The organism is Antrihabitans cavernicola (genome assembly GCF_008297975.1).
Classification (GTDB): domain Bacteria; phylum Actinomycetota; class Actinomycetes; order Mycobacteriales; family Mycobacteriaceae; genus Antrihabitans; species Antrihabitans cavernicola.
The window spans coordinates 277537-292188 of sequence record NZ_VLNY01000003.1; the positions used below are offsets into that span (position 1 = coordinate 277537).

The 14652-nt window shown below is 64.3% G+C and carries 14 protein-coding genes and 4 tRNA genes; 10 read left to right on the forward strand and 8 right to left on the reverse strand.

All coding sequences use genetic code 11. The features are described 5' to 3' along the window. Positions 1–14 precede the first annotated feature (14 nt). From FOY51_RS08530 to FOY51_RS08555, 6 genes are all read right to left on the reverse strand, one after another. A complete protein-coding gene (locus tag FOY51_RS08530) occupies positions 15–1598 on the reverse strand; it encodes an amidohydrolase (protein ID WP_149429787.1) in 1584 nt (527 codons plus the stop codon). Continuing rightward, positions 1595–3073: a sodium:solute symporter family protein gene (locus FOY51_RS08535; RefSeq protein ID WP_149429788.1), complete on the reverse strand. Its 1479-nt coding sequence runs from the start codon at positions 3071–3073 to the stop codon at positions 1595–1597. The genes FOY51_RS08530 and FOY51_RS08535 overlap by 4 nt, the downstream gene beginning before the upstream one ends. Beyond that, the gene (locus FOY51_RS08540) at positions 3070–3327 is read right to left on the reverse strand and encodes a DUF3311 domain-containing protein (protein WP_149429789.1); all 258 of its coding nucleotides are present in this window, start codon (positions 3325–3327) and stop codon (positions 3070–3072) included. Before FOY51_RS08540 ends, FOY51_RS08535 begins: the two co-directional genes overlap by 4 nt. Before the next feature lie 219 nt (positions 3328–3546). Further along, positions 3547–3621, reverse strand: a tRNA-Val gene (locus tag FOY51_RS08545). Between the two features lies 1 nt (position 3622). After that, positions 3623–3693: transfer RNA gene (locus FOY51_RS08550), tRNA-Cys, on the reverse strand. A 27-nt stretch (positions 3694–3720) separates the two neighbouring features. Further along, a tRNA-Gly gene (locus FOY51_RS08555) sits at positions 3721–3793 on the reverse strand. A 185-nt stretch (positions 3794–3978) separates the two neighbouring features. On the opposite strand from FOY51_RS08555, the gene FOY51_RS08560 reads away from it, so the two are divergent. After that, positions 3979–4050: transfer RNA gene (locus FOY51_RS08560), tRNA-Val, on the forward strand. Between the two features lie 63 nt (positions 4051–4113). Here the strand turns inward: FOY51_RS08560 and FOY51_RS08565 are convergent. Continuing rightward, positions 4114–4719, reverse strand: a complete 606-nt coding sequence (locus FOY51_RS08565) for a hypothetical protein (RefSeq protein WP_149429790.1) — start codon at positions 4717–4719, stop codon at positions 4114–4116. A gap of 169 nt (positions 4720–4888) precedes the next feature. On the opposite strand from FOY51_RS08565, the gene FOY51_RS08570 reads away from it, so the two are divergent. Both FOY51_RS08570 and FOY51_RS08575 read left to right on the forward strand, forming a co-directional pair. Next, positions 4889–7129 (forward strand): SulP family inorganic anion transporter, encoded by a 2241-nt coding sequence (locus FOY51_RS08570; RefSeq protein WP_149429791.1) that lies wholly within the window; start codon positions 4889–4891, stop codon positions 7127–7129. Between the two features lie 66 nt (positions 7130–7195). Further along, positions 7196–7606, forward strand: coding sequence for a hypothetical protein (locus FOY51_RS08575; RefSeq protein WP_149429792.1), 411 nt, complete (start codon positions 7196–7198; stop codon positions 7604–7606). Positions 7607–7633: 27 nt separating this feature from the next. Here the strand turns inward: FOY51_RS08575 and FOY51_RS08580 are convergent, their stop codons facing one another. Continuing rightward, on the reverse strand, positions 7634–7924 hold the full coding sequence (locus FOY51_RS08580) for a hypothetical protein (protein WP_149429793.1): 291 nt from the start codon (positions 7922–7924) through the stop codon (positions 7634–7636). A 214-nt stretch (positions 7925–8138) separates the two neighbouring features. Here FOY51_RS08580 and FOY51_RS08585 point away from each other — a divergent pair, with 214 nt between their 5' ends. From FOY51_RS08585 to FOY51_RS08615, 7 genes are all read left to right on the forward strand, one after another. Next, entirely contained in the window at positions 8139–8561 is a 423-nt protein-coding gene (locus FOY51_RS08585; protein WP_187776260.1) for a TIGR02611 family protein, read from the forward strand. Beyond that, positions 8558–9187: a (2Fe-2S)-binding protein gene (locus tag FOY51_RS08590; RefSeq protein WP_187776244.1), complete on the forward strand. Its 630-nt coding sequence runs from the start codon at positions 8558–8560 to the stop codon at positions 9185–9187. The genes FOY51_RS08585 and FOY51_RS08590 overlap by 4 nt, the downstream gene beginning before the upstream one ends. Before the next feature lie 70 nt (positions 9188–9257). Then, positions 9258–11288, forward strand: coding sequence for a threonine--tRNA ligase (gene thrS / locus FOY51_RS08595; RefSeq protein WP_187776261.1), 2031 nt, complete (start codon positions 9258–9260; stop codon positions 11286–11288). 5 nt (positions 11289–11293) lie between these two features. Beyond that, complete coding sequence (locus tag FOY51_RS08600; protein WP_149429797.1) at positions 11294–11866, forward strand: ATP adenylyltransferase; 573 nt, start codon at positions 11294–11296, stop codon at positions 11864–11866. Between the two features lie 26 nt (positions 11867–11892). After that, positions 11893–12573 (forward strand): phosphatidylinositol phosphate synthase, encoded by a 681-nt coding sequence (pgsA, locus tag FOY51_RS08605; protein WP_149429798.1) that lies wholly within the window; start codon positions 11893–11895, stop codon positions 12571–12573. Further along, the gene (locus tag FOY51_RS08610; protein ID WP_149429799.1) at positions 12570–13490 is read left to right on the forward strand and encodes a phosphatidylinositol mannoside acyltransferase; all 921 of its coding nucleotides are present in this window, start codon (positions 12570–12572) and stop codon (positions 13488–13490) included. Before pgsA ends, FOY51_RS08610 begins: the two co-directional genes overlap by 4 nt. Then, positions 13487–14611, forward strand: coding sequence for a glycosyltransferase family 4 protein (locus FOY51_RS08615; protein ID WP_149429800.1), 1125 nt, complete (start codon positions 13487–13489; stop codon positions 14609–14611). The genes FOY51_RS08610 and FOY51_RS08615 overlap by 4 nt, the downstream gene beginning before the upstream one ends. Positions 14612–14652: the final 41 nt, after the last annotated feature.

Below are 14652 nucleotides of genomic sequence, written 5' to 3' on the forward strand. Positions count from 1 at the left end.
TCACTTGTGTTCCGCTAGCGCCCGTCGACGAGGACCAGCACAGGCCGAGGGATCTCTGCGGCTCCGTCTGCGAGCGCGGCCAGATCACCATCGAGCGCGACAAGATCCGCGCGTCGCCCAGGTGCCAACGTCCCGACCCGGCCCTCGTCGTGCACAAGATAGGCACTGTCGACGGTCATCGCCCGGATCGCTCGCTGCACGCTGATTCGCTGGTCGGCGCCCAGCACCGAACCAGCGCTGGTCAGGCGGCTGACTGCGGTCCTGATGGTCTGCAGGGGATCCATGGGCGTGATCGGGCAATCCGAGTGCAGACCGAACCGTAATCCGAGCGCCGCGGCGCTTGCGAGCGGGTCGATGTCGGCCGCGCGTTCCGGGCCGAGGAATCTGTCGCGATGGCGATCGCCCCAATACCGGATGTGGTTGACGAAGAAGCTCACGCCGAGTTCCGCATCTCGAATGGCGGCGAGATCCGCCGGGCTACTCACCTGGCAGTGTTCGATGCGGTGGCGGGCCCGTCGCCCGTCGCTGTCTTGCGCACGTGTGAGCGCCGAGATGGCAGCCCCTACGGCGGCATCGCCGTTGGCGTGCACCGCGACTTGGCCGCCGGCTCGATGGATGTCGATGACCTTTGCGTCGAGCTCATCTTGCGAATAGAGCAAATCGCCGTGGTGGTCGGGGTTGCAGGCGTACGGGTTACGCAGCGCGGCAGAGAGCCCCTGAATGGATCCGTCGGCCCACAGCTTCGCGCCGGCCAGTCGGAAGCGGGAGCCAGGAGGGGCGACGGACCGGAACTCGTCGCCGCTCGGAATCGACTCCCGCAGATCACCGCGAACGAATCCCACAGTGTGTACGGGTAATTCGCCCCGGCCGTCCAGATAGTGGTAGGCGGAAAGCTCTTGCGCTCCGCCGGCGATACCGATAGCCAGATCGTGCACCGTCGTGATCCCACGCGAGCGTGCGAGTTCCAGACTTCGCAGCAATGCAGCGCGCACGTCCTGCTCGGACGCCTCCGGGATCGCATCGGTCAATCGAACAACGGCGTCGACTTCCCACGCCAACCCCGTCAGTCGTCCGTCATCGGTGCGCGGAAATCCTCGATCGCCTGGATCCACCGTGGATTCGTCGATTCCTGCGGCAGCCAACCCGACGGTGTTCGCCACGGCGAAGTGCCCCGAGATGTGCTGGACGATGATCGGGCGTTCGGTGCTCACCGCGTCGAGATCGTCGCGGGTCAGATGCCGGTTCTCGCGAAGGAGGGTGTCGTCGTAGCCCCAGCCGCGGATCCACCCTGTCCCCACGTTTGCCGCCCGGAGCGCAGCCTGCACATCGGCGACGGATGTACACGGCGGCGTCCGGCAATCCGCCCACCCGTCCGTCAGACCTGCATAGGTGGGATGCACGTGCGATTCGATCAGTCCGGGAACGACCGTCGCTCCTGGCAAGTCGATACGGCGAGCACCCGGACCGGCGAGGTCGGCCATCTCGGTCCGGTTCCCAACGGCGAACACGCTGTCACCCTCGATGACGAGCGCCGCTACCGTCGGCGCCGTCAGATCCTGCGTGTGGATCGCCTCAGCGGTGACCAACGTTCTCGTCATGGCGCTGTCACCTGTTCCGTAACGAAGGTCTCGGTCCGTGCCCGGCGGCCCGCCCGGAGACCCGCAACGGGATCGACTGCAGGCCACAGGAACCTGGTCGCGACCACGAACAGAGCGTTCAGCACGAGTGCCGCGGCACCGATGTTGACGCCGTGGTCGTTGATCCATACCGCCACCGGACCGTTTTTGTCCAGGTACAGCCAGAGCACGATCGCGTCGCCGAGAATCACGCCGAGTGCGAGCGCCGCAGGGCGTACTTTCCAACCGAATACCAACGTCGCGAACACGATTGCCGCTTGCGTCACGCCGTAGTAGGCGGTGTTGACCAAGGTGAGCAGCACCTGCGGCGTCGCGAGACACAATACGAGGGAGACGCCGAGGTAGGCGACGATGACGCCACGCACCCAAATGCGTTGGCGCGACTCGGGAATTCTCGGCACCACGTTCCGAGAGACGATCGAACCGATTCCCAATGCCGATCCGCACAGCACCACGATTGCGCACAGCGCGGCACCGCCGGCAACGACGCCCGTCAACCAGTCGGGCAGCACGACCCGGGACAGCTGCAACAGGGCCTGATTGGATTGCGCACCCTCCAACTTCTTGGGCAGCAACGAGATTGCGCCGAACGCCGCTGCAACGAGGAACGGGTACATCAGCATGTACAGCGGGTTGAAACGCGCAACGCGCTTGAGGGTCGCCTCGGACTTCGCCGAGAGGATCGCCTGCACGAAGAACGGGAAGATGAACAGTCCTATCGCTTGAAAGACGATCGTCGTCAGGACGAAGATCAGCTGACTGCCGGAAAACGACGAGTGCCCGGCATTACTGGCTGCGGCGTCGGTGAAAAGCTTGGTGAGTCCACCCGACTTCACGGTGGCGGCGAGGCCGATGAGCACCGCGCCGATCAGCAGGGCTGCGTCTTTGACGTAGGACACGAACGCCGGCGCGCGAACCCCCGACAACAGCAGAAACAGCAGCGCCAACGCTGCGCCGGCGAAGACGGCGACCGTGGGGTCGACCGTGATTCCGAGTCCGCTCAACGCGACTTGGAGCCCGGCAAGCTGGAGCTGCCCCCATGGGATCAAGAAGATGACAGAAGAAATGGCGATCGTGAGTTCCAGTGCGCGAGAACGAAAGTGTCGTCCGGCGACGTCCGGAAGTGTCATGGCGTTGTACCGCTTGCCTGCGCGCCACAGATACGGGGCGAAGAAATACCCGATGGGGTAGGCCAGCAATATGTAGCCGATGAACCACACGCCATAACTCGCGCCGTTCGCGTACACGCCGCCGGGGAAGCCGATCAGAGTGCCGATGCTGTAGGTCTCGCCCGCGCCCAGAATGAAGACGAGGATCGGCCCGAAGGTACGTCCGCCGATCAAATAATCGGCGATCTCCTTCTTGGCACCGCGGCGCGAGAGAAAACCTGCACCGAGAGCGAGAACCAGGACGAGGGTGAACGTGGCGGCGATCATGATTGCCCACCGATCTCGGCGTCGGCGTCGTGGGCATCAGCGCGCTCGGCTGCCTCGAATTCGTCGCGGTCGAACAACGTCCAGGCGAGATGCAGGCAGAGGGTCGTCAATGGCATCCACAAGAACAACCAGGCGAACACAATGGGGAACCCGAACACCGTGGTCCCGGAGCCTGCGAGGAGCACGATTCCCCCGAGTACCCCGACGAAGGGGATTCCGATCGCGACAATCGCACTCTTGGCTTCGTTGCTCACAGCAGTGAATACCCCCAGCGTGACTTCCGAATCCGTGCCGGTGAGGCCGGAAGCCCATGTCGAGTTCGAAACGGACTCGGTCGATCATGGTCGCTGTTGCCGGTGACGTCCATCGTTGGAATCGTGGGGAAGTTATGAAATTCGGGGATGCGTACTGGGTCGAGGACGTCACGAAACAAGAAAGGCACCCTCGAAAGGGTGCCTGACCTGCTCTAACTGTGGTGCGCGATACTGGGATTGAACCAGTGACCTCTTCCGTGTCAGGGAAGCGCTCTCCCGCTGAGCTAATCGCGCGAGGTGGAGACGGGAATCGAACCCGTGTGCACGGCTTTGCAGGCCGTTGCCTCACCACTCGGCCACTCCACCGTGATAAGAGTCGAGCCCAACCTCTCGAGCGGATGACGGGATTCGAACCCGCGACCCCAACCTTGGCAAGGTTGTGCGCTACCAGCTGCGCCACATCCGCACTCCTCGGGGGCATGTTTCCGCCTCCGTGGTGCGAGAGGAAACATTAGCCCACGGACCTCAGTTGTCACAAATCCGCTGGCCAGCACCGAGTTGGGTGATGAGCGCGGGAACTGATTGGGAGGCAATCGTCGCGTCATGTTAAAGTTCGTCCTCGTTCGGCTGGCGTTCGATCGAAGCCGAAACGGTCCCGTGGCTCAGTGGAAGAGCGTCCGCTTCACACGCGGAAGGTCGCTGGTTCGATCCCAGCCGGGACCACTCCTCTTGCGAATCCCCGATAGTGTGCGATTCCTCCCGGAAACCGGGAGTAATACAACTGGATCAGCCGCCATCAACGATTGTGGTCGTTAGCATGGTTCCCGACGGTCTCTTCGGGGCGGATCCGAAGCCGAAACGCACTGGCGGATCGACTGGACCCAACGTGCCGAGATCGGCTCCACGCCACGATGCGACCACCGACTCGATCGCGTATTGCCCTCGCGCACCGTAGAACTCGCGCCGACCGTTGCCTGCCGTTCCACGCGTGCGGACACCACGCATCACGACGCGGGCAATTGGATCGCTCAACGCGCAGAACCATGGAGCAGTCGACACTGCGCGGGGGACCATTGACAGCATCCTGCCCAATAAAGTTGCGCGGCCGAGTTCTAACCGCACCAGCAAATCGCCGGCGGAAACGACCCGCGTGGAACCCTCGACGCTGAACTTGACCGGCGTCACCACCGTCCTATCGAACGTGTAGGTCGCTGTGACGTAATCACGTACTTCGTCGGACGGCGCGATCAACAATCGCTCGCCGTCAGCGAATTCGACCATCACATCGGTGAATTCGCCCAGCGGCGACGCCAGCCAATGGCCCACGACGATTCGAACTCCCGATGCCGTGCCCATGCCGAAGATTTCGCCGTCGAATCGCGACCGTGTCACAGTCCGAGGCTACGGGCGTCGGGTTGCTTCGATCACATTCGTTGTCCGAATTAAGTGGTTTCTCAGGGTTTGACCATATTGTCGGAATTTGCGCCGTGTTCAATGTGGAGCCGGCGCCGGACGTGAACATGTTGGCCCACAACCGGATTCATCCCCGGCGAGGAGAGCGATGTCGACCGACACCCTGATCCACAGTTCCACCGAAAAAGTCGCTGAACCTGCAGAACCTTCGAAACTGACCAACCTGCTGCGCCACGACCTGCCCGCCTCGCTGGTGGTCTTCCTCGTTGCGCTACCGCTGTCACTCGGCATTGCCATCGCATCGGGAGCCCCGATCATGGCCGGTCTGATCGCCGCCATCGTCGGCGGTGTGGTTGCCGGCGCGATCGGTGGATCGCCGTTGCAGGTCAGCGGACCCGCCGCCGGATTGACCGTCGTGGTCGCCGAACTCATCGACAAGCTCGGCTGGCAGCTGACGTGCCTGGTCACCGTCGGCGCGGGCGTGCTGCAGATTCTGTTCGGTCTGAGCCGGATGGCCCGTGCCGCACTGGCCATTTCGCCCGTCGTCGTACACGCGATGCTCGCCGGAATCGGCGTCACGATCGCACTCCAACAGGTGCACGTCCTGCTCGGCGGGACCTCGGAGAGTTCCGCCTTCGCGAACATCACCGCCCTACCAGGTCAGCTGCTGGACCTGAACATCGACGACGCGCTGATCGGTGGCGCGGTCATCGCAATCCTGCTGGGTTGGCGCATGCTCCCGGCGGCGATGCGCAAGGTGCCTGCTCCATTGGTCGCTGTAGTGGTGGCCACTGGCATATCCGTGCTGTTGCCCACCGACGTTGCCCGCATCGAGTTCGACGGATCGCTCTTCGACTCCATCGGTTTGCCCGCCATGCCCGACGGGCAGTGGTCCGCGGTGATCATGGGCATCGTCACGGTGGCGCTGATCGCGAGTGTGGAGAGCCTGCTGTCCGCAGTCGCCGTCGACAAGATGCACAACGGCCCGCGCAGCGACTTCAACCGCGAAATGCTGGGTCAGGGTTCGGCGAACATGGTGTCCGGTGCGATCGGTGGCCTGCCGATCACCGGCGTCATCGTCCGCAGCACTACCAACGTCGCGGCCGGCGCGATGTCTCGCGCCTCGACGATCATGCACGGCGGGTGGGTCTTGTTGTTTTCGGCGTTGCTCGCGAGTGTCGTGCAGTTGATTCCGAAGTCGGCGCTGGCCGGTCTGCTGATCGTAATTGGCATCCAGTTGGTCAAGATGACTCACATCAAGCTCGCCCGGCGCACCGGCGATATCTGGATTTACGGCGTGACTCTGCTGGGTGTGGTGTTTCTGAACCTGCTCGAAGGTGTGCTCGTCGGGCTGGCGCTCGCATTCGGATTGTTGCTGTGGCGCATCGTGCGGGCATCGATCCACACCGACGAGGTGGCAGCCGGCCGCTGGCGCGTCGCCATCGAGGGATCGTGCACTTTCCTTGCGCTGCCGCGGATTTCGGCTGCCCTGGCATCGGTTCCCGGCGGCAACGTCGTCGATGTCGATATGACCGTGGACTTCGTCGATCATGCCGCCTACGACGCGATCACCGAGTGGGCAGCAAAGTACGAAGCCAACGGTGGCACTGTGCGGATCAACGAGGTGGGCGGTGCGCTGATGTCGTCGGCGACGGCGGGACCACCGATCAGGGAAGCTGTGGACGCCCCGTTGCGTGACATGTTGGCACCTCGCAGCGCGGACGTGAGTGCACCGCAGTCCGAACGCTCGCCCGCGATTGCGCCGATCATCGATGGCATCGCGAGCTACCACCGTCGGCATGCCCCGCTGATGCAACCGCACATGACCGAGCTGAAGGACGGCCAAGCGCCGGACTCGCTCTTTCTCACCTGCGCCGACTCTCGGGTGATGCCGAACATCATCACGGGAACCGGCCCCGGGGACTTGTTCACGGTCCGCAACGTGGGCAATCTGATTCCGTCGAACCGGGCGGACAGCTCGATCGAGGCGGCGCTGGCCTTCGGCATCGACGAGTTGGGCGTGAGTTCGGTTGTCGTCTGCGGTCATTCCGGGTGCGGTGCCATGAATGCGCTCGATGGCGGTGCGTGCGAACCGGATTGGGATGGCGATCCGGCAGTCGGGGAGTGGTTGCGCCACGCTCGGACGACCATGACGAACTTCGCGAGCGGACATCCCGTCGCCCGCGCAGCGGAGGACGCCGGGTTTGCGCCGATCGATCGACTCGGCATGGTCAACGTGGCAACCCAACTGCAAACGCTGACTCGGCACCCGGTGGTCGGCCCCGCCTACTCGGACGGGCGCGTGCGCCTGGTCGGGCTTTTCTTCGACATAGCCACGGCGCAAGTGATCGAGATTTCGCAGAGCGGCATCTCACACATCCGAAGCTGAGTAATTCGCAAGTAATTGCCAGCAAGTGTGCAGGTGTGGCTCAGGCTCGGCCAAGACACTGTTTCCATGGCGCTGCTATCCCATCAACAGGTGTCCCACCACCGACCCGCACCGGGTCGGGTGGCGCGCTTCGGCATCACATGGCTGGCCGGCGTCATGGCGTACGTGGCGCTGTTCGTCGTGTTGTATCCGGTGCTCGAGGTCTACAGCGCGAACGTCGTCGCTGGGGCGAGCGCAGCACTTCTCGTCCTCGCGGTGAATCCCGCTCACCGCACCGGCGGGCAACGGTTGCAGGACGTGCTCCTGGTCGGTGTCGGGCTGGCCGTCACCAGTGACGCGCTTCTGATCCTCCACGAATGGATGCCTGACACGTCGATGCGCGCCGAGGTGCTCACGATGAGCGTGGTGAACCTTGTGGTCGTCGTCGCGTTGGATCTCCGGTTGCGCGTGACAGCGAATTCGGGGCCGGCGCAGTAGGCCGGCCCCGAATTCGGCTGCGTGACTTCAGTTGAAGCGCTGCCACTCCCACCGTCCGTGACCCCAGCGGTCGCCGTGCCATTCCCAGTGGCCGTGGCCGTTGTCGCAGTTGTTCCAACCCCACTGGCCGCGGTTCTGCTGCCACTGCCACGGGCCGCCGTGGTCGCAGTCCTGCTGCCATGGCCGGTTCACCTGGGTGAGCCCCGGAACCGACGGCGCGGCGAGAGCAGGCGCCGCGAAAAGACCCATCGGCAATGCGACCAGCGAGCCGGTCACCATCACTTTCGCGAAAAGGTGGCGCTTGGTGTCCTTGATCATGATCGAACCTTCCTTGCATCGAACGTTCGGACCACCTGGGCGGCGGATCCGAAATCAGCCAAGCAGCGCTCCCTGGAGGTCACCTGCGATCGGCCTGGCAGTTCGCCCCTCACTGTGACCGCCCGTTTTGTCGTGACTGGGTACGCTGGGGCGGCGAGGTAGTACCGGAACAGACGTAGAACCGGCACGAGGGGGAGTCCTGAGCGGCAACGAGCTGGCGGCCGATCGAACCGACGACGAGCCCGGTCCGTGGGCGAGGCGACGCGCGAAGATCGCCGAGCGGCCGACTGCCAACCTGGTCTATCGCATCGGTGTGGGCGTCGTGGGCACCATCGTGCTGATCGGCGGGATTTTCGCGATTCCGTATCCAGGCCCAGGCTGGTTGATCGTGTTCGCGGGTCTGGGGATTCTTGCGTCCGAATTCGAGTGGGCGCAGCGCGCGCTGCATTGGGTGAAGCTGCGCTACGACCGCTTCATGGACTGGTTCGGCAAGCAGTCGATCGTGATCAAAGCGCTCGGTGTCCTGTTGACCACCGCTGTGGTGTTGCTGACGCTCTGGTTGCTCGGCACCGGCAAGCTGGTCGGCAGCTGGTTCGGCTTCCATCAGTCATGGTTGAAGAGTCCGCTGGCCTCGTGATCGCCGGGACCGCGCTCGCGGACACCCGGTGGCTCGCCGACCGGATCGCCGACACCGCTCGGACGTGGCGGCACGACGATCCGCGGGTGATCGGGACGCTGTGGTGGTACATCGTCAGCTCGACGATGTTGGAAGAGCCGATGCGCGCGCTCGTCGCAACGGGTTCCGCGCCCGACCCAGCTCTCGAAGCACTGACCTGCACCGTCAGGCCTGACGGTTCGCTGGAACGTGTCACGTCGTCGGGTGTGGTCGACGGCCCGAGCGCCTTCGCCACCGCGCTGGGCGCAAGCCTGCACTCGATCGTGACCGCACTCGCATCGGTGAGCGGCGCCGGGGAGCCGTCGTTGTGGGCTATCGCTGCCGATGCGCTCGGCAACCGCGTGCTCGACGCCTCGCCGACCGATCACGACCGGGCCACCGAACTGGCTCTGACCATTGCCGATGTGATCGGCGATGTCATGCCGACACCGCGATTCGTCGACGTGGGGAACCACCGGTACGTCCACCGCACGTCGTGCTGCCTGATCTACCTGACCGGGGTCGCCGACAAATGCGTCAGCTGCCCGCGCCGGACACCGGAGGAACGCGCAGGGCTGCTGGCCGCGCGCGCAGGCACCGGCCGATAGCATAGGCACGCCGGAACCGATCGTGTTCGGCGATCACCACCACCGACATCAGGAGCGCACAGCCGTGAGCATGCCAGCCCCAGTACCCGCCGGAACCGTCGTTGTACGGGCGGGAACGACGGCCGGTGCCGCTGTGCGCGAGGCCGATCTGCCAGGTAAGGGACCCGACGCCATCGTCGTCGTTCGCAATTCCGACGGTGAGCTCAAGGATCTGTCGTGGATTCCCGACGCCGACACCGAGGTGGAGCCGGTCGCGGCCAACACCGACGGTGGTCGCAGCGTCATCCGCCACTCGGCCGCGCACGTACTCGCTCAGGCTGTGCAGCAGGAGTTTCCCGATGCCAAGCTGGGCATCGGCCCGCCGATCAAGGACGGTTTCTACTACGACTTCCAAGTCGAGCGTCCGTTCACTCCGGAGGATCTGGTCAAGCTCGAAAGCCGGATGAAGAAGATCGTCAAAGGCTCGCAACGGTTTTCGCGTCGAGTCACCGATCTGGAGTCGGCCCAAGTCGAGCTGGCGAACGAGCCGTTCAAGCTCGAACTCATCACCGACAAATCGGGTATCGACGACCCCGAGGTCATGGAGGTGGGCGGGAACGAACTCACGATCTACGACAACCTGGATCCGCGTTCCGGCGAGCTGGTCTGGAAAGACCTGTGCCGCGGCCCGCACATCCCGACCACCAAACACATCCCGGCGTTCAAGCTGACCCGCAGTTCTGCCGCATACTGGCGTGGCGATCAGAGCCGCGAGGATCTGCAGCGCATCTACGGCACCGCCTGGGAAAGCTCCGAAGCGCTAGAGGCGCACCTGGAACTGCTGGCCGAGGCCGAGAAGCGCGATCACCGCAAACTCGGTGCCGAGCTGGACCTGTTCAGTTTCCCCGACGAACTGGGTTCCGGTCTGCCGGTGTTCCATCCCAAGGGCGGAATCATCCGGAAGGAACTCGAGGACTACTCGCGGCAGCGGCATATCGAGGCGGACTATTCGTTCGTCAACACCCCGCACATCACCAAGGGCCAGCTTTACGAGACCTCGGGACACCTCGACTGGTACGCCGACGGCATGTTCCCGGCCATGCACGTCGACCAAGAGCTCAACGAGGACGGCACCGTCCGCAAGCCCGGCCAGGACTACTACCTCAAGCCCATGAACTGCCCGATGCACTGTCTGGTGGTGCGCTCGCGCGGTCGGTCCTACCGTGAACTTCCGTTGCGGCTCTTCGAGTTCGGCAGTGTGTACCGCTACGAGAAGTCCGGCGTCATCCATGGCCTCACCCGAGTGCGCGGCATGACTCAGGACGACGCCCACATCTACTGCACCCGCGAGCAGATGCGCGATGAGCTCGCCAGCCTGCTGCAGTTCGTTCTTGCGCTGCTGAAGGACTACGGCCTCGACGACTTCTATCTCGAGCTGTCGACCAAGAACGAGGAAAAGTTCGTCGGCTCCGACGACGTCTGGGAAGAAGCGACCGAGACGCTGCGTGAGGTCGCCACCGCATCGGGTCTGAACCTGGTGCCCGATCCGGGCGGTGCCGCCTTCTACGGCCCGAAGATTTCGGTCCAGGTGAAGGATGCGTTGGGTCGAACCTGGCAGATGTCGACCATTCAGCTCGACTTCAATACCCCCGCGCGCTTCGAGCTCGAGTACACCGCATCCGATGGCACCAAGAAGCAGCCGGTGATGATTCACCGTGCACTCTTCGGCTCCATCGAGCGGTTCTTCGGAGTGCTCACCGAGCACTACGCAGGTGCGTTTCCGGCGTGGCTCTCACCCGTTCAGGTGGTCGGCATTCCGGTTGCCGAGCCGTACGTCGAACATCTGCAGGCAGTTGTGAAGTCGTTGAAGCAGGCCGGTCTTCGCGCCGAAGTGGACTACAGCGACGACCGGATGCAGAAGAAAATCTTCAATCACACCGCGCAGAAGGTGCCGTTCATGCTCCTCGCAGGCGAGCGAGACGTAGAAGCCGGCGCGGTGAGTTTCCGCTTCCGTGACGGAACCCAGATCAACGGTGTGCCGGTGGCTGACGCGGTTGCCAAGGTGACCGAGTGGGTCGCTCGCCGCGAAAATGCCTCACCGACAGCCGAATTGCTGGGGTGACCGACATGGCTGACGACGCACAGGAAAAGGATCTGGTCGATCGCGGCGCCGGACACCCCGATCGTCTGCAACGACTGTGGACGCCGCACCGGATGTCCTACATCGCCGAAGCGCCGGCCGCCAAAGACTCGTCGAGCGAACCCTTTTCGGATATTCCGAAGATGTCGGACGAGGACGGGTTGGTCATCGCTCGTGGCGAGCAGGTCTACGCGGTGTTGAACCTGTATCCGTACAACCCGGGGCACACGATGGTGGTGCCGTACCGCCGGGTGGCGAACCTCGAGGATCTGACGACGGCGGAAGCCGCCGAGCTGATGTCGTTCACGCAGAAGGCGATCCGGGTGATCAAGCAGGTGTCGAATCCGCACGGCTTCAACGTCGGGCTCAATCTGGGCGGCGTCGCGGGCGGATCGCTGGCCGAGCACCTGCACCAGCACATCGTTCCGCGCTGGGGTGGCGACGCGAACTTCATCACGGTGATCGGCGGCGTGAAGGTGATGCCGCAGCTGCTGCGCGATACGAGGTCGTTGCTTGCGTCGGCATGGAACGACGGAGCCGACGGCGACCCGCTAAATTGAACGCAACAGAATTGGGGGACAGGTAGGTGCTGAGCTTCTTCGGTCGAGCAGCGGTCTCGAAGGCCACCTTGCCCTTGGGGAGGGCGCTGAACAGCACGGGTCTCACTCCGGATGCGGTGACGGTCGTCGGCACGGTCGCAACGATCGTCGCCTCCGTCACGTTGTTTCCGACGGGCCATCTGTTCTGGGGTGCGTTCGCGATCTGGATGTTCGTGATGTTCGACATGCTCGACGGTGCCATGGCGCGTGCGCGGGGCGGCGGCACCAGTTTCGGTGCCGTGCTGGACGCAACGTGCGATCGCGTGGCTGACGGTGCGATCTTCGCCGGTCTCGCGTGGTGGGTGGCCTACACCGAACAGAGCAAATCGTTGCTGGTGGCGACGCTGATCTGCCTGGTCACCTCGCAGGTGATCTCCTACGCCAAGGCGCGCGCAGAGGCGAGTGGCCTCTCCGCCGACGGTGGGCTGATCGAGCGGCCGGACCGCCTGATCATCGTCCTCGTCGGTGCCGGATTCACCGGAATCGCAGGCTACTGGGGTATCGGCTGGTTCGAATGGTCTGTCTACGTGGCGATGTGGCTGCTCGCGGTGGCCAGCGTCATCACCGTGTTCCAGCGTGTGCTGGAAGTGCGACGCTCGCCTGGTGCGCGTGACATCATTCCGATTGCACCCAAGACCACCGACGAGCGGGGACAGACGCCGGCATGAGTCTTTCGGAGCGAGCCAGCGACCTCGGTTACGCCGCAGGGTGGCGACTCGTTCGCGCTCTGCCCGTAGGTGTCGCCAGTCGCCTCTTCGATGCAGGCGCGGATTTTGCCGCACGTCGCAACGGCGGCCCAGATCAGTTACGTCGCAACCTGTCCCGCGTCGTCGGAGTTCCGCCTGCCGAGGTATCCGACGAGCTGATGCAGGCGAGCATCCGCTCGTACGCGCGGTACTGGCGTGAAGCGTTCCGGCTGCCGTCGATGGATCCGGTCTGGGTGGGCAATCAGGTCGACGAGAATCTGACCGGGCAAGAGCATCTTCAGGCCGCTGTCGACGCGGGCAAGGGTGCGATCGTGGCGCTGCCGCACAGCGGAAACTGGGATTTCGCAGGAGTATTCGTCGTTCAGCGATACGGAACGTTCGCGACCGTTGCCGAGCGGTTGAAGCCGGAGTCGCTGTTCTGGCGCTTCGTCCGCTACCGCGAAAGCCTGGGCTTCGAGATCTTCCCGCTCAGCGGTGGCGAGCGCCCGCCGTTCGAGGCGCTGTCCGAACGGCTACGCGAAGGCAAGATCATCTGCCTTCTCGGCGAACGCGATCTGGCGAAACATGGTGTGCCCGTGACGTTCTTCGGCGAACCGACACGCATGCCCGCTGGGCCTGCACGGTTGGCGATCGACACCGGTGCCGCCCTGCTGCCGACGCACTGCTGGTTCACCGACGACGGCGGGTGGGGATTTTCCGTCGGCGAGCCCATCGACACGTCGGGCGGCGTCGAATCGGCGACGCAATTGCTGGCCGACAAATTCGCCGAGAACATTGCCGCTCACCCCGAAGACTGGCACATGCTGCAGCCCTTGTGGCTGGACGATCTGTCGCAAGCCCGACTGGATCGAATGGGTGAATCAGGGCCGCCGACATGAACATCGGCATGGTGTGCCCCTACTCCTTCGACGTCCCCGGTGGGGTGCAGTCACACGTCGTCGAACTGGCCGAGGTGCTGATCGAGCGCGGTCACCGGGTGAGCGTGCTGGCGCCGGCCTCCGATGACACGGTGCTCCCGGACTTCGTCGTATCGGCGGGGCGCGCGGTCGCCATTCCGTACAACGGTTCGGTGGCCCGCCTGAGTTTCGGCCCCACCGCGTACTCGCGGCTGCGTCGTTGGATCTCGGACAACGACTTCGACGTTCTGCATATTCACGAGCCGAACGCGCCGAGCCTGTCGATGCTTGCGCTCAAGGTTGCCGACGGTCCGATAGTTGCGACGTTTCACACGTCGACCACCAAGTCGTTGGTGCTCAGCACCTTTCAAGGCGTCCTGCGGCCGTATCACGAGAAGATCAGCGGTCGGATTGCTGTGTCCGAACTGGCCCGGCGCTGGCAGGTCGAGTCGCTGGGCTCCGATGCTGTTGAAATCCCCAACGGCGTCGATGTCGGCGCGTTCGCCCATGCGACACCGTTGCCCGGCTACCCGCGTTCCGGCGGCACGGTGCTGTTCCTCGGTCGCTACGACGAGCCGCGCAAGGGTATGGCATCGCTGATCGCCGCGCTGCCCGCGTTGGTGGCGCGGCATCCCGAGATAGAGATTTTGGTCGTCGGCCGCGGTGACGAGGATCGGCTGCGACGCGAGGCAGGCCGGCATGCCGGGCACCTGCGCTTTCTGGGGCAGGTCACCGACGAAGAAAAGGCGTCTGCTTTGCGCGGTGCCGACGTGTACTGCGCGCCCAACCTCGGCGGGGAAAGTTTCGGCATCGTCCTCGTGGAAGCGATGGCGGCCGGAACAGCCGTGGTGGCAAGCGAACTCGACGCCTTCCGGCGCGTGCTACGCGACGGCGCCGCCGGGATTCTGGTTCCGCTCGACGATCCGCAGCGGCTCTCGGAGGCGCTCGACACCGTGCTCACCGACTCGGAACGCCGAGACGCGCTGGTAGCGACCGCATCTCGAATCGTCGCCGAGTACGACTGGCCGGTAGTCGCCGAGCAGATCGTGCGCGTCTACGAAACCGTCACCGTCGGTGACCAGCGCGTACGGGCGGCGGTGTAGGGGCAGTGACAATTTCGCTCTCGTCCCGCCCCTCCGCTCCT